At 41.7% G+C, this 16,071-nt stretch carries 20 protein-coding genes and 1 pseudogene; 11 read left to right on the plus strand and 10 right to left on the minus strand.

The genetic code is table 11. The features are described from left to right. Both ACWJAO_RS03545 and ACWJAO_RS03550 read left to right on the plus strand, forming a co-directional pair. A pseudogene (locus tag ACWJAO_RS03545) lies at nucleotides 1-249 on the plus strand (hypothetical protein); the annotation flags it as partial. 12 nt (nucleotides 250-261) lie between these two features. Continuing rightward, nucleotides 262-411 carry a hypothetical protein gene (locus tag ACWJAO_RS03550; protein ID WP_153091428.1) on the plus strand — a complete coding sequence of 50 codons (150 nt, stop codon included), beginning with the start codon at nucleotides 262-264 and terminating at the stop codon, nucleotides 409-411. A gap of 75 nt (nucleotides 412-486) precedes the next feature. On the opposite strand, the gene ACWJAO_RS03555 is transcribed toward ACWJAO_RS03550, so the two are convergent. The 8 genes from ACWJAO_RS03555 to ACWJAO_RS03590 form a co-directional block, all read right to left on the minus strand. Next, complete coding sequence (locus ACWJAO_RS03555; protein WP_449139282.1) at nucleotides 487-1,032, minus strand: hypothetical protein; 546 nt, start codon at nucleotides 1,030-1,032, stop codon at nucleotides 487-489. Nucleotides 1,033-1,041: 9 nt separating this feature from the next. Continuing rightward, nucleotides 1,042-1,620 (minus strand): hypothetical protein, encoded by a 579-nt coding sequence (locus ACWJAO_RS03560; RefSeq protein WP_294823740.1) that lies wholly within the window; start codon nucleotides 1,618-1,620, stop codon nucleotides 1,042-1,044. Between the two features lie 151 nt (nucleotides 1,621-1,771). Then, on the minus strand, nucleotides 1,772-2,371 hold the full coding sequence (locus ACWJAO_RS03565) for a hypothetical protein (RefSeq protein WP_449139283.1): 600 nt from the start codon (nucleotides 2,369-2,371) through the stop codon (nucleotides 1,772-1,774). Between the two features lie 18 nt (nucleotides 2,372-2,389). Further along, complete coding sequence (locus ACWJAO_RS03570) at nucleotides 2,390-3,433, minus strand: toprim domain-containing protein (RefSeq protein ID WP_449139284.1); 1,044 nt, start codon at nucleotides 3,431-3,433, stop codon at nucleotides 2,390-2,392. 110 nt (nucleotides 3,434-3,543) lie between these two features. Further along, complete coding sequence (locus tag ACWJAO_RS03575) at nucleotides 3,544-4,161, minus strand: hypothetical protein (protein WP_294823747.1); 618 nt, start codon at nucleotides 4,159-4,161, stop codon at nucleotides 3,544-3,546. Further along, on the minus strand, nucleotides 4,148-5,479 hold the full coding sequence (locus ACWJAO_RS03580; RefSeq protein ID WP_449139285.1) for a helix-turn-helix domain-containing protein: 1,332 nt from the start codon (nucleotides 5,477-5,479) through the stop codon (nucleotides 4,148-4,150). The genes ACWJAO_RS03575 and ACWJAO_RS03580 overlap by 14 nt, the downstream gene beginning before the upstream one ends. Before the next feature lie 305 nt (nucleotides 5,480-5,784). Continuing rightward, entirely contained in the window at nucleotides 5,785-6,063 is a 279-nt protein-coding gene (locus tag ACWJAO_RS03585; RefSeq protein WP_119226721.1) for a hypothetical protein, read from the minus strand. Between the two features lie 5 nt (nucleotides 6,064-6,068). Further along, nucleotides 6,069-6,332 carry a hypothetical protein gene (locus tag ACWJAO_RS03590; RefSeq protein ID WP_151201707.1) on the minus strand — a complete coding sequence of 88 codons (264 nt, stop codon included), beginning with the start codon at nucleotides 6,330-6,332 and terminating at the stop codon, nucleotides 6,069-6,071. A 149-nt stretch (nucleotides 6,333-6,481) separates the two neighbouring features. Between ACWJAO_RS03590 and ACWJAO_RS03595 the strand changes: the two genes are divergently transcribed. The 3 genes from ACWJAO_RS03595 (at nucleotide 6,482) to ACWJAO_RS03605 (ending at nucleotide 8,239) form a co-directional block, all read left to right on the plus strand. Further along, complete coding sequence (locus ACWJAO_RS03595) at nucleotides 6,482-6,895, plus strand: helix-turn-helix domain-containing protein (protein ID WP_287835126.1); 414 nt, start codon at nucleotides 6,482-6,484, stop codon at nucleotides 6,893-6,895. Nucleotides 6,896-7,252: 357 nt separating this feature from the next. Beyond that, nucleotides 7,253-7,480, plus strand: coding sequence for a hypothetical protein (locus tag ACWJAO_RS03600; protein ID WP_117727049.1), 228 nt, complete (start codon nucleotides 7,253-7,255; stop codon nucleotides 7,478-7,480). A gap of 111 nt (nucleotides 7,481-7,591) precedes the next feature. After that, nucleotides 7,592-8,239: a DUF3256 family protein gene (locus ACWJAO_RS03605; protein WP_449139286.1), complete on the plus strand. Its 648-nt coding sequence runs from the start codon at nucleotides 7,592-7,594 to the stop codon at nucleotides 8,237-8,239. A 208-nt stretch (nucleotides 8,240-8,447) separates the two neighbouring features. Here the strand turns inward: ACWJAO_RS03605 and ACWJAO_RS03610 are convergent, their stop codons facing one another. Together ACWJAO_RS03610 and ACWJAO_RS03615 are read right to left on the minus strand one after the other, a co-directional pair. Then, nucleotides 8,448-9,020 carry a chromate transporter gene (locus tag ACWJAO_RS03610; protein ID WP_449139287.1) on the minus strand — a complete coding sequence of 191 codons (573 nt, stop codon included), beginning with the start codon at nucleotides 9,018-9,020 and terminating at the stop codon, nucleotides 8,448-8,450. Between the two features lie 29 nt (nucleotides 9,021-9,049). Then, nucleotides 9,050-9,577: a chromate transporter gene (locus ACWJAO_RS03615; protein ID WP_449139288.1), complete on the minus strand. Its 528-nt coding sequence runs from the start codon at nucleotides 9,575-9,577 to the stop codon at nucleotides 9,050-9,052. Nucleotides 9,578-9,750: 173 nt separating this feature from the next. Here ACWJAO_RS03615 and ACWJAO_RS03620 point away from each other — a divergent pair, with 173 nt between their 5' ends. From ACWJAO_RS03620 to ACWJAO_RS03645, 6 genes are all read left to right on the plus strand, one after another. Beyond that, a complete protein-coding gene (locus ACWJAO_RS03620) occupies nucleotides 9,751-11,052 on the plus strand; it encodes an MFS transporter (protein WP_449139289.1) in 1,302 nt (433 codons plus the stop codon). 85 nt (nucleotides 11,053-11,137) lie between these two features. Beyond that, nucleotides 11,138-11,701, plus strand: a complete 564-nt coding sequence (locus tag ACWJAO_RS03625) for a hypothetical protein (protein WP_449139290.1) — start codon at nucleotides 11,138-11,140, stop codon at nucleotides 11,699-11,701. A gap of 50 nt (nucleotides 11,702-11,751) precedes the next feature. Continuing rightward, the gene (locus tag ACWJAO_RS03630) at nucleotides 11,752-12,507 is read left to right on the plus strand and encodes a 16S rRNA (uracil(1498)-N(3))-methyltransferase (RefSeq protein WP_449139291.1); all 756 of its coding nucleotides are present in this window, start codon (nucleotides 11,752-11,754) and stop codon (nucleotides 12,505-12,507) included. A 56-nt stretch (nucleotides 12,508-12,563) separates the two neighbouring features. Further along, nucleotides 12,564-13,961 carry a DUF4836 family protein gene (locus tag ACWJAO_RS03635; RefSeq protein WP_449139292.1) on the plus strand — a complete coding sequence of 466 codons (1,398 nt, stop codon included), beginning with the start codon at nucleotides 12,564-12,566 and terminating at the stop codon, nucleotides 13,959-13,961. Nucleotides 13,962-13,982: 21 nt separating this feature from the next. After that, entirely contained in the window at nucleotides 13,983-14,627 is a 645-nt protein-coding gene (locus ACWJAO_RS03640; RefSeq protein WP_449139293.1) for an ATP-binding cassette domain-containing protein, read from the plus strand. A gap of 36 nt (nucleotides 14,628-14,663) precedes the next feature. Continuing rightward, the gene (locus ACWJAO_RS03645; RefSeq protein ID WP_264910023.1) at nucleotides 14,664-15,863 is read left to right on the plus strand and encodes an ABC transporter permease; all 1,200 of its coding nucleotides are present in this window, start codon (nucleotides 14,664-14,666) and stop codon (nucleotides 15,861-15,863) included. The last annotated feature ends 208 nt before the right edge of the window (nucleotides 15,864-16,071 follow it).

The raw sequence follows: 16,071 nt of genomic DNA on the forward strand, positions 1-16,071 counted from the left end.
ATCGTGCGTTTCAAGGCTTCTAAGAAGGACAGAAGAATACAGTGGCTGACACTCCAACCTGCGGTGCTCGGAAGTTCTGATGCACAGAAAAAGGGATATCTCTCCTTCTCTGGACACAAGTATGGCAATCAGAGTTATCTGCTCACCATCCCGGCTTCAGAGCTTGAACCAGGAGAGTATGGAATCATCTATATGGCAGTAGCTTCTGCACAGGAGATTCCTTTTGGAACGTTTAGTATAACAAAGTAAAATTACAAGATTATGGAGACATTATTAATGATATTGTTTGTTGGTGCCTTGGCTAAGGGCACAACAAAGGCTGTTGTTGGTGGCGGTAAGAGAAGAAAGAAGAGAACCAACTGGGATCGTCTCAGCTATGAGCAGAAAGCATGGCTGCATGATCATTCATAAGCTATAAATTCATCATCTAAATAAATTTAAAAGGTTCGCATTAAGGTTCCTCCGGTTCGTGAGAATCGGGGGTTTTTATATCTCAAAACAAACCCTTTTTGTTATCACTTTTTTTTCTTCGTCACTTAAAACGCCAACAAGTTTTGTTATAAGAGGTATCAGTGTTTTTGAATGTGGAATATAATCTGTATATACCACAGTAGGGATTGATAGTCTGGAAAGAAAATCATTGCAGAATTTTTGAATTTCGGCTCCATCGTTGAATAAGTTGGGTTCGAAAAATCTAGGAAAAGCGATAGAGGATATATTTCTATCTTGATAAGTTTCAGCCAGTCTCATGAAACTTGCTTTCACCACTTCTGGTTGGGGGGCAAGATTCGAGATTTCTTTAATGGGAAAATTCAGTATATTCTTAGTCTTACCTTGATACACCCATAATTTACCTGGAGTAAAGAGTTTCTCTTTACAGAACTGCAGATACTTGGCATACATGGCTGGATATCTCATGAAGAACCTCTTTGACAGATAACTGTCAATGGTTCCATCACAAGATACTGGGTTTACTAAGGTTTGACAGTTACTAAACAAGATATCTCCTTTTTGGTAACTTAACAAATCCATTTTCTTTATCTATTTAACTTTTCCTTCACTCATGTACTGAGCATACAAAAGTGAATCAACCAAAATCGTTTTATCTATTGAGTCTTCTTTTTTCGACAAACTTGCAAGTGCCTTCCTAAAGACAGACTTATCTTCAATATATGCATCCATGATGAAATATCTGACCCATTCTGTCATATCTTTCGGATATTCCAGGTGCAAACGTCTTACAAAGTAAGCGGATAGCAGTTTGACCTTGGTCTTGTTGTTAAACCTCACAGGTAATGCTGTTTTCGGATGAATCCAGGTGAATAGCAGATGGGCTGTATTGCTTCCCCTATCGATAGCAATTTGAAAACAGGATATGTTATAATCATTTTCAATGTCGCTCAGCAACTCCTTAATTTGTCCTAAGGTTGTGCGTGATGTTATTTTAAAACTGACTTCTCTAATGACTTTGGTGTTGCGAAATGGCGGATATCCGGTTTTCGCTTCAACAAGCTTTTGCAGTTTACCTATCATGGTTTCGTAACTTTCCGAAGCCCAATATTCAGGAGTTTCTTTTAGATCCTGTTTGGCAACCTCAATTTTTAGAATATCATTTTCCATATTATTCTTCTATATAGTGTTCTCTGAATTAACTGTTTGCTGTTTCGTTATTTCTTCCATAATCCTCCGTCTCTGTAGGTATACTTAATTTCGTAGATGTAAGCTAGAACTAATGCTAGGACAACTACAATAAATACTATTACAATTGTGTTCATATTTTATTTTCTTTAATATATGATTGTAAAAATGTCTGCAAGCTAGTATAATCTTTGTATGTATATGCCCAGTCTCTAGCAGCAGCGTTTCTGTCTAATATAGTCTTTGTGAGGGTTTTACCTGCTTCTGTATTGGGCAAAAACATATCTATAATATTGTAATCCTCGCTTTCTACGAGGAAGTAGCCAAGATTCTTATGATTATTAAGAATAATACAGTCACAGTTATCATCATAGAATATGACTGGCAAATTCACAAGAGCTTTGTATGCCAGATAATCCGTAATGGTAAGAAACAGAATGCATCTATTCTTGCTTTCATTATTCGATGGAATAATGGAAATGCCTCTTTTGTGAAGAGAAATAGGATCCTTCATGTTATTAAAATTCAGAAATTCAACGCCACCATTAATATTTCTGATGCCAATACCATGATGAGGATGGTTAAAAATCTTGCAGTCTATAGCATAGACGCAACTAGGGAAAAAGGATGCTAAATACCCTTCTTCCAAAAGCTTTTCTTTATCGCTTTCTGATATAGCGGAAAAGCATATATACTCAGATGAGTATTGTAGAAAACCAATTGCTTGTTTCATATTCTTATTATTTACCTTTTATACTATATTCGTTATCAGACTAGAGAAATCCTCAGAACTATTTCCTAGAGCAAAATAATCGCTTATATCCTTCTCTGCCTTTGTTCCGGCAAGAGGTAGCTGCACTCTTTTTACATTATATTTATTCTTGTACTCCTCTACTCTTAAACTCGATTCCTTAACTCCTGTAGTATCTGTATCGTAAAGAAATATTATTTTATGAAATCTTTCAGAAAGTTCTAGAAGCTTATTTTCTGGTATCTTTGCTGTTTCACTATTAAAAGCGATGGCACTATATCCGTGCGCCGCAAGAGAAAGAACATCCTTTTCTCCACCGGTGATGAAGACAAACTCCCCCTTGGCAGGAAGCTGTTTCCAACCGAAGACATAAGGAGAAGGTAAGTTCCCGGCATAAAGGAATCTGTTCTCGGCTTTGGGGCGGTACACCTTAAGCCCTGTCATTTCATTGAAGAAATATCCGAATGCTGGGATAGTTTTGCTTCCATATACATTAAAGTCTTTACCTTCACTTTTTGTGAAGGAAACACTTTTCAAACTATGAACATTGTATCTCAGCAGCGTATCTTCATCTATACCATATTTCCCCCAATATTCCTTTTCTGAAGGTTGGAAATCCTGTATCACTAGTGTGAAAGACTTTATACTAGATGTACGCCCTTTAGTAATTTCCTTCTTTATCTGAACAATATCAACCAGCGGACGTTTCTCTACGTTTGGATTACTAGGTTCAATGATATTGAGGCACAAATCCTGGTCAATCCTCTTCAGTAGTTCATAGAAATCCGTATTGATATTTATGTTCAGAACCTTTGCTGCGATTTCAAAACAGTTTCCGCAACATCTACTGTCTCCAAAATCTTGCAAATAGTAGGTTGTCTCACCATTTTTATTCTTATTCTCATACAGATGGCAAGACGGTCGCTTGTCATCACTTCGAAACGGACTCTTAAATTTCTTATTAAGACATTCCTTTCCCAAATAGTAGATGAATATTTCAAGGCCACTATTGGTTTTTCTAAGAACTTCTTCGTAAATCTTCATATTAATTATCGTTTTTGCCGTTTACTTCGCGTTTCTAGACGTTTTCTCGCACCAGTTGTGCAACTTACAGTCTTTCCTCTTTTTGACGCTTCTGTGCTCGCTTATTCGATCTATGGGTTCCTGAAGTTTATGTCAGGCATGGTCACAACTTGCATCATTTCGTTGAAACGGTCTGCAAGGCGATCACCATACTTCTCACGGATAGCCTTACCGCTGAGATTGGTTGTCACTATCGTTGGCAGCATTCTTTCATACCGATAAGACAACAACTCCTCTAGCGGTTTATATCTATTCCCATACTGACAGAATTCACTCTCTTCTGTACCCAAGTCATCGACAGCGAGGATGAACGTATTCATACATCTATCAAATCTCTTTTTATCTGAGGCATACAGATGATACAGTTCTTTCGATGTCAGAAACGTAATACTTGCATGTGTATAGAAGACTGCCTCTTCTTCATTCAGAGGATTCTTGAACTTGCAAATATTATAAAAGTTCTGCATGGCTTTTACCAGAGTGGTCTTTCCGTTACCGGTAATACCATTAAGGACAAGCCCAAATCTAGACTTTGATGTTGCCATCCAGTCTGCTACCTTGTGTATTGCTTCTTGTTGTTGCTTGTGAACTTTGTATTCTCTATATCTCAGTTTTACTTCTTCGCTAAACAGAAACGTCAGCCATCTGTAGCAGTAATCAGTATCGTAATTGAAATCAGAAAGGACCATTGTATATACCTCCTTCCGAGCTTTTAGGAACAAATTTCTCTCCTTCCCAACGTTCTGCATTAGGAGTGCATTTGCGTTTGCGTGGAGATTGCTCCATCAGGTTAAACTTAAGCCAATCGCAAAAATGGCTTTTGTAATCAACTATATCTTTGTGCTCCTTATTGCCTCTACAGATATGATCCAAATCAAAGTTCTCCACTTTGTCTTTCACTTCTTCAATGCTTTTGAAAGCAAACTTCTTCTTTATTGCACCCAACCAAACATCATCGTGAAGAGAAAGCGAAAGAAAACTTTCTTTCTCACCTTTCTTTTGTTGGTTTTCTTTTGATGTTTCTTTTTCTGAAAAATCAACGAAATCTTCTTCGTGCGTGCGCGCGTTGTTGGTGTTGATTTTCTTACTTTCTTTATTTCTTATATTCTTATATTCTTTAGGTAGGGGCGACATTGGGGCGGCATTGGGGCGGCATTGGGGCGACATCGGGGCGCAATTGGGGCGCAATTGGGGCGACATCGGGGCGGCTTGTCGTTTTGTGTCGTTGTAAACATCTGTTATTCTGTTACTTACGTTGCAGTTTTGCTGTGTTGAAATTTCATCGTTTTCTATTTTTAACACAGTACATTCTTCCATCGGGGCGACATCGGGGCGGCATTGGGGCGGCATCGGGGCGATTTGTCGTTTTGATGTTTGGTAACTATCAGAGTTGCAGATGGTTATGATGCTTTGTAGGTGTGTTGGTAAAGTTCTAAACGTTATTTCTCCAGTTCTTTGTAACTTACCGATACAGGTTCTGATGTTCTGCAAGCTAAGCCCAGTTTCCTTGCTTAATATTCTCAAACTAGTACACAGCTGCCAGGAATCAGACAAATCACTTCCTTTCATAATACTTGCCTTCAACATCAAATGCACGAACAGATGAACCATCTTGGCATCTTGATACCACTGCCAGTCACATATTTTCCTGTAAAGTTTAATCCAATTAGGCGCAGGCTCGTCGATTCCTACAGGCTGAAACTTATCAAAGTCGAGAAGGACAATAATACGTCCTTTGCTCAATTTTTTGTAGCTGATATCTTTGGTATCCTTGAGCTTTTTTAGGTATCTCTTAACGGAATCTCGTGATATTCCTGTATCTCTTGAAAGAGTAGATAGAGATACCAGACATTCGCCTCTCTGTATGGATATTCCAAAGTAGAGCTTATTTTCTATATTAGCATTGAGCAACAGATAGAGATACAGATGAACCATGTTGGTATTTTGATACCACTGCCAATTCATGAACATTCGTGGAAGTTTTATCCAGCTGTTATCAGTATTCATATCGTATCAGTTTAATTCTTCTATATAAAAAACCATACATCCCTTTCCGGACTTGTACTTTACCTCTATTTTATCATCTAATAAGAGTATAGTTCGTATATGGGATAGAGAGAAAGAACCACGTCTCCATCGTACTGGTAAAGACCGTATGGTCTTATTGATTTCCATGAGACTTTTTCGACAGTCATCTTTAGCCTCATAGAGAGCGAAATGCTTAGGATTTATCTTTAGAAGCAAATCCACAACCCAAGGTTGTTTCTTTACAACTTGATATCTTCTTTTTATTTTGTACATATCACCTGTTTCTAAAAGTAATCTTGCTCTCTCCGGTGAAGCTCCTGGAGATCGCTAACCTTATATTCAATTTTACCTTTACGCTTTGAAAACGGTTTAAGTTTACCTTCCTTTAACCATCTTCTTACGTTTCCTACCCCGAAGACTTTCATGGACTCCCTTTGACTATAAAACTCCTTAGGAGGGTTCTTAATCATCAGGGCTATCTTAGGAGCCAGGAAGGATGCTAGGTCGTTCAAGAAAGTCTCATAAGAAACATTCTTGTTTTCAAAAATAACTCTCTCACTCATAATACTTATTTCTTTGGAAATATTACAGGATTAAATCGTCCTGCATAAACACCTTCTCGTCGAAGAATATTGGTTACTCCTGCTCTGGTTAAACCAAACTCTTTTGCGAGATTTTCTATCACTGGTGTTGGCTTTAGCTTGCATTCAAGAATGAGATTTCCGTACTTGTACAAGTAAGACTCTACCAGCTGTTTCTTCTTCTTTATCAGTTCACCTTTCTTTGTGCCTGAATAAATTTTATTCAAAATATCTTCGTTATTCTTGGTCATATTATAATTATTTTGTATATTTGCATACGAAATACGCAAGTATTGCGTAACACTTTCGTGATATTTATCTGCAAAGATAAGTAAAAACTGATAAAAATATAAATAATCAGTGATATTTTAAGAATATTTAACTACAATATAATTGTTTTATGAATGGTCCTGAACTTCGTCAGATCTTGACGAAAAGAAAAATTAGTATAAGTGAGTTGGCTGAGAAACTTCATATGTCTCAGCCTAACCTCAGCAATCAGTTCAATGTACAAGACGTTAAATCTGGTGTTCTTGAACGGATATGTGACGCTTTGGATGTGAAGATGGACTTCTTTTATGAAGGAACCAAATACTTGAATGATAGTTCTAGCTCGGACAATTCCCCAGGCCTGAACCATCAGGGTGAACAACCTACTGAAGAAATGTCTGATAATGATAAAGACAAGGAAATAAGTTATCTTAGAGGACAAATTAAGGTATTGGAAAAAATAAATGAGAAGTTGCTGAATATGACTCAAACTGTTGGTCAAACTGTTGATCAAAGTGTGGCCTATCAGAAAAAACATGCCTAGTTATTAAACATGACTTTCAGAAAAAGTAATATATATAATAAGGTACGTGTATATAATAAGGTATATGGAAAAGAAATTGTTGACAAAAAAGCATAAGTTGTTAAAACTATGTTTAGAGCAATCGCTGAAATGAGGCTTTCCTACGTGATTTATTGCTGCGGCGCAGGCTGCTGTAGAGGAGTAAATCTCTTCTGAAAGAAGATTGTACGATTAATGATTAGATAATTAGAGGAAAGTGTTTCGTAATGAAGCGCTTTCCTCTTTTTCGTCTTTTTTAGGTTAAATTTCGAAAGAAAATGAGCAAATCATTTGCAGATTACATTTATTTTCCGTAATTTTGTCGGAAAATAGAGAAATATGGCAGCAAAAGAAGAAAAGGAAAAGGCAAAGTTTGTCAGAGAAACAATAGTGAAGTATTTCTTTGATATGAGTAAATCCACTTTTACTGTAATGGTATTAGGTGGGATGGCGGCTCTGTTTGGTATAGTTCAGACCAATCAGGAAGATTCTTACTGGGCGATATTTTGGGGTGTTTTCTTAACTGTCATTTTATTTATAATAGGTTTGTTAATTTCTAAAAGGTAGATATATGAATACATTAGCTTTAACTTTTGCCGTTTGCTCAATAGTAGCATTGGCCTTTCTTGCATGGCTCTTTACTCCTTGGGGAAAGAAGTGGTCTAAGGAATTGTAGTGATGAAGAAGATAAAATATATATTATGCGCTTGCCTGATGATGGCAAGTATGGGCATGGAAGCCAAGTCGATGAAGGACTTGCTGGTTTCGATGCCCGATTCTGTTGTGCCTTATCTCAACCACAACCTGCGGCTGGAATTTGCTGAGCTGCAGGAGATGGGAGTGAAGGCGGAAGTGAAGAATCTTTTAGGCGAAACGAGTGTGATGGATACGCTGACTGCCGATTTCGTCCAGTTGAGAACGAGTAAGAGCGCTACTTTGCAGATGAAGAAACTGCCATCGGCTGATGGCGATTCGCTGCTTTGCGTGGTGAAGACTTTTGCCGGAGTAGAGAAGGAGAGTGAACTCTATCTCTATAATCAGGATTGGCAAGAGCAGGATGCCAGCAGAATTTTCGATGGAAAATCATTGCAGGAACTGGTTTCTTCGCTTGTAGCTAAACCCGATACGATGAGCGAGGCTCGGTTTGATGAACTCAAGGGGAAAATTGAACTCAAAATCGTGAGTGCTTTGCTTCTGCAACACGAAAACAGCCTCGTAGTGCGCTTGGCTTTACCTTTCCTGTCTGCTGATGATAAGAAGGCTGTAAATGCAATAAAATTGCAAAGAAAGTTTAATTGGGATGGCAAAACTTTTAAGGAGAGTTAAATCCTTGAAGTTTTTTGCTATAAACTATTGCAGGTTACAAGATTATTTGTACCTTTGCATCGTGTTTTTCATGGTATTAGATTATTAAGGTTAATAAAAGATTGGTTGTCGTGAGACAATCAATTTTTTTTTGTCCCTATCTGAAGGCTTCCTTCCCCTTGTCTTCCCCATCGGCTGGAGCCCGTTGGTTCAGACTGCAGGGCGATGTTTAGAAGACGATCATTCCGATGATACCGCAGATGAAAAGCAGCAGGATAGGGTTGGTCTTTCTGAATTTTGTGAAGTAGAAAGCAGCCAGAAACAGTACGATGCTTACTCCGAAGACAAACGGATTATCGGTTGGTGATCCGAAGTTCTCCTTATTCATCAGGAGTACGGCGGCTGCAGCTATCAGTCCGATGATGGCAGGGCGGAGTCCCGCAAAGATATCCTTTACGATTTTAGAATCCTTGTGCGTAATCAGATAGCGGCTGATGAGAATCATGATGATGAATGGCAGCCACATGATGGAGAGCGAAGCCAATATTGAACCCAGACAGGCTGCCCAGACAGGATAGCCATCGTGCAGACAGGCGGTATAACCTACGTAGGTGGCACAGTTGATGCCGATAGGGCCCGGTGTAGACTGGCTGATAGCCACAATATCCGTAAACTCGGCATTGGTAAGCCAATGGTTCTTCACTACCGTCTCGTTATGGATGAGCGAAAGCATCGCATATCCGCCACCAAAATTAAATGTACCAATCTTGGTAAATATCAGAAATAACTTTAGAAATAGCATAATCTCTATATTTTTACTTTTTTACCTTTTTACTTTTTTACCTTTCCATAAAGCCAGCCCAGCACACCGGCAGCTATGATGATGTAGATAGGAGAGACACCGAAAGCTGCAATCAGCAGACAGCAAACCACGGGAATCCAGATGTTGTAGCGGTTGATGTTTGCCGTCTTTGCCATCTTGAAGCAAGGTGCAGCGATGAGCGCTACCACGGCAGGGCGCGCACCCATGAAGAACTTACCCACCCAATAATTGTCTTTGAAATGCTGGAAGAACATGGCGATGATGAGAATGGCGATGATAGAAGGTAGGGCAATACCTATGGCACCCACAATGCCTCCCCAGACTCCCTTCAGCTTATAGCCGATATGACTCGCCATATCGATGGAGAAGATGCCCGGAGTGGTCTGCGCCACTACCATGATATCCATGAACTCCTGCTTGTCCATCCACTTGTTCTTGTCTACAAATTCCTGTTCCATGATCGGTATCATGGCGTAGCCTCCACCTAGCGTGAAAGCCCCGATTTTATTGCACGTGAGGAAAAATTTTACTAACATATCTGTTGTTTCTATATTACTTTTCTCTTATATCTGTTGAAATCGGCTGCAAAAATACACATTATTTGTTAAATATGCTAGCTTTCATGCGGATAATTTTCAAAATCGTGTGCTTTTTACCCGAAAATTTGTATCTTTGCAGCTAATATTTTATAATAAAAAGACATTAAACTATGAATCTGAAAGTGCGCCTAGCAGTGATGAACTTCCTGGAGTTTGCAGTTTGGGGAGCTTATCTCACGTCTATGGGCAACTATCTCGGCAAGGCTGGGATGGGTGCCGAGATTTCCTGGTTCTATACCATCCAGGGAATCGTATCTATTTTTATGCCTACATTGATGGGTATTGTGGCAGATAAGTATATCCAACCACAACGCCTTTTGGGCTATTGTCACCTTTTGGCAGGAGCTGCCATGATAGGTTTGTTCGGTATGGGACAGGCTAGTCAGACGCCTAACGAGGTCCTGTTTATTGCTGTTTACACCTTCAGCGTGGCATTCTACATGCCTACATTGGCATTGTCAAATACTTCGGCATTCAGTATATTGAAGAGCAACGGGCTCGACACCGTGAAGGCCTTTCCGCCAATCCGCGTGTTCGGTACCGTGGGCTTTATCCTTACGATGTGGATTGTGAACTGTGCTACCTGGGACAACGGTTCCCTCTCGTTTCTGTTGAGTGAGAACGCCCATAAGTTCCAGTATACCCACTATCAGTTCCTGGTATCGGGTGTGCTCAGCATCCTCCTCTTCCTCTATTGCTTCTCATTGCCAGCCTGTCCTCTCGTGAAGAAAGAGACAAAGAGCTGGGTAGAGACATGGGGCTTCGATGCCTTCAAACTCTTCAAGAGCCGCGAGATGGCGATGTTCTTCATCTTCTCTTGCATGCTCGGTATGAGTCTGCAGGTAACCAATGGCTATGCCACTCCGTTCATTACCAGTTTCAAGGGCGATCCTGCGATGCTCGATACTTTTGCAGCTAACAATGCCACGCTCCTGGTATCCATCTCTCAGGTTGCCGAGGCGCTCTGCATCCTGCTGATTCCGTTCTTCCTGAAGCGTTATGGCATCAAGGTTGTTATGCTCATCGCCATGTTGGCATGGGTTTTGCGATTCGGTTTCTTCGGATTGGGCAATCCTGCATTCCCGGGTGTTACCTTCTTCATCCTCTCATGCATCGTTTACGGTGTAGCCTTCGACTTCTTCAATGTGTCGGGCGGTCTGTTCGTTGACCAGAAATGTGATGTGAAGGTAAGAGCATCGGCTCAGGGACTGTTCATGCTGATGACCAACGGTCTGGGAGCATCTATAGGAACCATTCTCGCAGGTATGGTCATCAACCATTACTGCCACTGGACAGATGATGGCTACCTGATGGGTGACTGGAAAACCTGCTGGTTTATCTTTGCCGGTTATGCGCTCGTGGTAGCTGTTGCCTTTGCGGTTCTCTTCCGTCCAAAGAAAGAACAGAAATAAGAAAGAAAAGGTCATACTCAACGCGAGAGTAAGAACAGATATAACGTAAGAATATAAATAAATTTAAATAAAGAAAGGGTACATAATGATGTTGTACAAACTTAAACTTGCAGCCTGCTTTGGCATTCCGGAAGCTTTCGGGACATGTATTATTAGTTTGGTAGACGAAGCCGAAAAAAGAGCTTTGTCTATTATGACTAATGAATATGTAGCAGAGCAGCTGAAGGCATGTAATTCGAAAACTTCTGATTTTAATAATGATGTGATCTCTGTACTTTGGACACTATTTGACAGGCTCAATGTAGACGATTTCTATCTCGAATTCGATGCTACGCCAGAGAGGGGAGTATATGCTACTCTTGTGAATAAAATCACAAATGAACGTATGAGCATCAAGACTGACCAGGCTGTGTTGCTGTCTGTGGCTGCGGATATAGAAATGTATACAACAGAGCTGGTTATAAAGGAAATTTCTACTCCTTTTAATAAAAATGATATGAGTTCGACTTCTTGTGCGGTACCAATTTCGGCTTTGCCAGACCAGATGCTCGAAAAAGCATTGGATTGTGCCATTAATGAAGAAGATTACGAAACAGCCTCAGCCATCCGCGATGAGATAGAGCGCCGCAAAAGTAAAAAGGGTAAGTAATTGCAACGGATATTCTTACGGAATAACAGAAAAAGAAATAATAAGAGGAAATGAAAGAAGTTAGATTTTTCTATGTGCCAGATGCGGCAACACAGACAGAACTGCCTCAGGAAGAGGCTACTCATGCGCTCCGGGTTTTGCGTATCCAGGCAGGAGACGAATTGTTCCTGATGGATGGCAAGGGGGTGTTTTATCGTGCTGAAGTATCGCTGGCCACCAATAAACGATGCATCTATGAGGTGAAAGAGGTTATGCCGCAGCAGCCTGCCTGGCGCGGACACATTCACCTGGCCATCGCCCCGACAAAGATGATGGACCGCATAGAATGGATGGCAGAGAAGGCTACGGAAATCGGCTTCGATGAAATCTCTTTCCTCAACTGCAAGTTCTCTGAACGAAAGGTAATCCGCATCGACCGCGTAGACAAGATTGTGGTTTCTGCCGTCAAGCAGAGCCACAAGGCTTGGAAGCCTGTAGTCAATGAGATGCAGAACTTTAAAGATTTTATTACGGCTCCCCGCAATGGCAGAAAGTTTATCTGCCATTGCTATGAGGAGATAGCAAAGAAAGACTTTTTTACCGAGATTTCCAAGTCATGTCCAGCTGCTGATGTTGCCGGAGCAACCCCGGAGGGTACTGATGACATCACCGTGCTGGTAGGACCTGAGGGCGATTTCTCTATCGATGAGGTGAGACTGGCTCTGGAAAACGGATATGAGAGTGTTTCGCTTGGCACCAGTCGTCTCCGTACGGAAACGGCAGGATTGGTGGCTGTCAACATGTGCCATTTGGCAAGAAGAATATAGCAAGTTATAGCCATACGCCCTTGAAGGGCTGAAGCTTTAAAATATTTACTAGTGTGATGAAAAGATTGTATAAGAGTTTGATGTTCATGTGCTTGGCAGTTGTATTGGGATTGCTGAGCTCATGCTCGGGCACTGACTATCTCAATGCCATTCCAAAGAAAAGTACTGCGCTCATCTCTGTTGACATGCAGCAGATGGCATCCGGCAAAAGCGATGCAGACAAGGCGGGAATGCTCAAGTCTCTCTTGCATGTTGAGGATGCATCGATGTGTGGCATCGACATCTCTGAGAAGATATTCCTCTTTGAGAGTGCTGATGGCAACCTCGGACTTTGTGCCAAGGTGAGCGATGAGGGCGATGTGGAAGACTGGCTTGCCTCGCTTGCCAAACAGCATATCGCTACAGAGGTGAAAGAGCGCAAAGGCTTTCATTTCTCTGTATTGAAAGATTCGTGGCTGGTCGGCTTTTCTAATCAGGCACTCCTCGTTATGGGACCGGTTGTAGCCGATGCGCAGGCCCAGCTCCAGCAGCAGATGGTGAAATATTTGAAGGCTGATGAGGACGAAGGTATCACCGCATCGCCTATGTTCGAGCGTCTGGAAACCATCACTTCGCCTATGGCTATGGTGGCTCAGGCTCAGGCGTTGCCGGAGAAGTTCGTAGCTCCATTTACCCTCGGTACTCCTAAGGATACCGACCCTTCGCAGGTAGTAATTGCTGCCGAGATGGACGTGAAAGACGGTATTCTGCAGGTGAGGGGAGAAACCTTCTCCTTTAATAAAGAAATAGATGAAGCCATGAAGAAGGCGGCCCAAACCTATCGTCCGATTAAAGGCAGCTACGTCAAATCGATGCCTGCTGATGCCCTGGCGGGTATCTTCATGAACGTAAAGGGCGAGCAGTTCCTGCCGATGATGCAGAGCAACCGCAGCCTTCAGACTCTCCTGATGGGTATCAACCAGGCCATCGATATGGATAATATCATCCGTAGTGTGGATGGAGATATGGCTATCGTGATGCCTTCGCTTACAGATAATAACATGCAGATGACGATGGCAGCTAAACTGTCGCATGCCAAGTGGTTGGGCGATGTTGATTATTGGAAAACTTCATGCCCGGCTGGTGCGAAGATTGCCAATTGGGGCAAGAATGCTTACTTCTATACCGACGGCAAGACCTCGTTCTATTTCGGTGTAACAGACGACAAGCAGTTCTTTAGTGGCAGCGACCAGCTGATGGCGCAATATGCCGTAAAGCCAAGCAATCATCCGATAGATGCAAAGATTCAGAAGCTCATCGTAGGTCAGAAACTGGCAATGGTCATCAATCTAGCCAAGAGTTCTGATAGTGACGGCTCGGGCAAGGATGATGCCATCTCTACCGTTACCGGTCTGCTCACCCCAGTCTTCGGAAATCTTACTTCGGTGGTTTATACTTTAAAGGTAAAAAGATAAAACATTAAATAAAAGAACAAAGTGGAAAAGATTCAGCTTCATTCCGTTCTCCCACAGGTTTTTGCCCAGCGCAACGACCTTGATTCGGAGATATGGAAGCAGGATGTTACCTTCGAGAAAGGTCATCTTTATCTTATCGAGGCAGAGAGTGGCAGCGGAAAGAGTACTTTCTGCAGCTATGTGCTCGGCTATCGTCACGACTACAGCGGAAGCGTGATGTTCGACAATGATGTTACCGCCAACTATAAGGTGAAAGACTGGGTTGAGATGCGCAAAAAGCACATCAGCCATCTCTTTCAGGAACTCCGTCTCTTCCCAGAGCTTACTGCCCTGGAGAATGTAGAAATCAAGAACAAAATTACCGGATTCAAGACGCGTGAGCAGATACTGAAATGGTTTGATATGCTCGGTATTGCTGATAAGGTAGATGCTAAAATCGGCAGAATGTCGTTCGGACAGCAGCAGCGTGTGGCTATGATGCGTGCGCTCTGTCAGCCTTTCGATTTCATTCTGGCTGATGAGCCTATCAGTCACCTCGACGACAACAATTCGCGCATCATGGCAGATATCATGATGACCGAAGCGAAGGAGCAGGGGGCTGGCGTCATCGTTACCAGTATCGGTAAGCACATGGACTTGCCTTACGAGCATACATTTAAGTTGTAATTTAACATTTAACATTCAACACTTAACATTCAAAAAATGAATCTGGTTTGGAAATTACTTCGTCAGCATATCAGCATACCTCAGTTTGCGGGCTTTGCCTTCGCCAATCTCTTCGGTATGCTCATCGTTCTTTTCGGCTTTCAGTTTTATAAAGACGTGCTGCCTGTCTTCACTCAGCAAGACAGTTTCATGAAAGCCGACTACCTCATCATGAGCAAGAAGATAGGTATGGGAAATACCATCAGCGGCCGTTCCAATACCTTCTCCGGTTCTGAAATAGATGAAATCGGCGACCAGAAGTTTGTAAAGAAGATAGGAAAATTCACCTCTACTGAATATAAGGTAGATGCCCAGATGGGTGTAAACGGCGTGAACGTTCTTAATAGCGAACTCTTCTTCGAGAGTGTGCCTGACGGTTTTGTTGATGTGCCGCTCAAGGACTGGAAATATACGCCGGGAACTCAGGAGGTGCCAATCATCCTCCCGCGTACCTATATTAATATGTATAACTTCGGTTTCGCCCAGAGTCATTCGCTCCCTAAAATCAGCGATGGACTGATGGGCATGATTGATTTCAATATCCAGATTCAGGCTGGTGGCAAGAAAGAGCAGTTCAAGGGAAAGGTTATCGGTTTTTCTTCGCGACTCAATACCATCCTTGTTCCACAGGCTTTCATGGACTGGAGCAACCAGGAATTCGCTCCAAACCAGAAGAGCGATCCTAACCGTCTCATCGTAGAGGTAGGAAACCCGGGAGACGAGAACATCACCAAATACCTGGATGATAATGGTTATGAGGTAGAGACAGACAAGCTGGATGCTGAGAAAACTACCTATTTCCTCCGCATGATGGTATCGATGGTGATGATTATCGGTTTGGTTATCTCCGTTTTGAGCTTCTACATTCTGATGCTCAGCATCTATCTGCTGGTTCAGAAGAATTCTTCTAAGTTAGAGAATCTTCTTCTGATAGGCTACAGTCCGAACAATGTAGCAAAACCATATCAGGTGCTTACCATTGCGCTGAACATCGTGGTACTCATCATCGCATGGATCATCCTCTTCTTCCTCCGCGATTATTACATGGGCTTCATCGAAACCCTCTTCCCTGATATCGACGAGGGCACCATGCTTCCAGCCGTCGCCCTAGGTCTGCTCCTGTTCCTGATCGTTTCTATCCTGAACATCGTAGCCATCCGTCGCAAGGTGATGAGCATCTGGCAGAGAAAGGAGTAGGGGAGCCAACCCCGGAAAAAACTATAAGCAAACCCCTGTTATAAATAACAAATTAAAGGAAATCTGCGTTATTTGCTTAACGCAGATTTTTTTATATTATAAAATACTATTTTTCATGCTTTTGTAACAATTAAAAGAGATTTTTTTATTAATTTTGCAAACGATAACAATATAAGAGGGGATTATATCCCGTATTATTTAATTATTT

This window comes from Segatella sp. (genome assembly GCF_977051555.1).

Excerpts from the sequence above, each read along its gene's own strand:
- ACWJAO_RS03625 (WP_449139290.1), top strand. The coding sequence starts at position 11,138 with ATGATGTTGTACAAACTTAAACTTGCAGCCTGCTTTGGCATTCCGGAA.
- ACWJAO_RS03585 (WP_119226721.1), bottom strand. The coding sequence starts at position 6,063 with ATGAGTGAGAGAGTTATTTTTGAAAACAAGAATGTTTCTTATGAGACT.
- ACWJAO_RS03565 (WP_449139283.1), bottom strand. The coding sequence starts at position 2,371 with ATGAAACAAGCAATTGGTTTTCTACAATACTCATCTGAGTATATATGC.
- ACWJAO_RS03610 (WP_449139287.1), bottom strand. The coding sequence starts at position 9,020 with ATGCTATTTCTAAAGTTATTTCTGATATTTACCAAGATTGGTACATTT.
- ACWJAO_RS03555 (WP_449139282.1), bottom strand. The coding sequence starts at position 1,032 with ATGGATTTGTTAAGTTACCAAAAAGGAGATATCTTGTTTAGTAACTGT.
- ACWJAO_RS03580 (WP_449139285.1), bottom strand. The coding sequence starts at position 5,479 with ATGAATACTGATAACAGCTGGATAAAACTTCCACGAATGTTCATGAAT.
- ACWJAO_RS03605 (WP_449139286.1), top strand. The coding sequence starts at position 7,592 with ATGAAGAAGATAAAATATATATTATGCGCTTGCCTGATGATGGCAAGT.
- ACWJAO_RS03645 (WP_264910023.1), top strand. The coding sequence starts at position 14,664 with ATGAATCTGGTTTGGAAATTACTTCGTCAGCATATCAGCATACCTCAG.
- ACWJAO_RS03600 (WP_117727049.1), top strand. The coding sequence starts at position 7,253 with ATGGCAGCAAAAGAAGAAAAGGAAAAGGCAAAGTTTGTCAGAGAAACA.
- ACWJAO_RS03550 (WP_153091428.1), top strand. The coding sequence starts at position 262 with ATGGAGACATTATTAATGATATTGTTTGTTGGTGCCTTGGCTAAGGGC.
- ACWJAO_RS03630 (WP_449139291.1), top strand. The coding sequence starts at position 11,752 with ATGAAAGAAGTTAGATTTTTCTATGTGCCAGATGCGGCAACACAGACA.
- ACWJAO_RS03635 (WP_449139292.1), top strand. The coding sequence starts at position 12,564 with ATGAAAAGATTGTATAAGAGTTTGATGTTCATGTGCTTGGCAGTTGTA.
- ACWJAO_RS03620 (WP_449139289.1), top strand. The coding sequence starts at position 9,751 with ATGAATCTGAAAGTGCGCCTAGCAGTGATGAACTTCCTGGAGTTTGCA.
- ACWJAO_RS03560 (WP_294823740.1), bottom strand. The coding sequence starts at position 1,620 with ATGGAAAATGATATTCTAAAAATTGAGGTTGCCAAACAGGATCTAAAA.
- ACWJAO_RS03570 (WP_449139284.1), bottom strand. The coding sequence starts at position 3,433 with ATGAAGATTTACGAAGAAGTTCTTAGAAAAACCAATAGTGGCCTTGAA.
- ACWJAO_RS03595 (WP_287835126.1), top strand. The coding sequence starts at position 6,482 with ATGAATGGTCCTGAACTTCGTCAGATCTTGACGAAAAGAAAAATTAGT.
- ACWJAO_RS03575 (WP_294823747.1), bottom strand. The coding sequence starts at position 4,161 with ATGGTCCTTTCTGATTTCAATTACGATACTGATTACTGCTACAGATGG.
- ACWJAO_RS03615 (WP_449139288.1), bottom strand. The coding sequence starts at position 9,577 with ATGTTAGTAAAATTTTTCCTCACGTGCAATAAAATCGGGGCTTTCACG.
- ACWJAO_RS03590 (WP_151201707.1), bottom strand. The coding sequence starts at position 6,332 with ATGACCAAGAATAACGAAGATATTTTGAATAAAATTTATTCAGGCACA.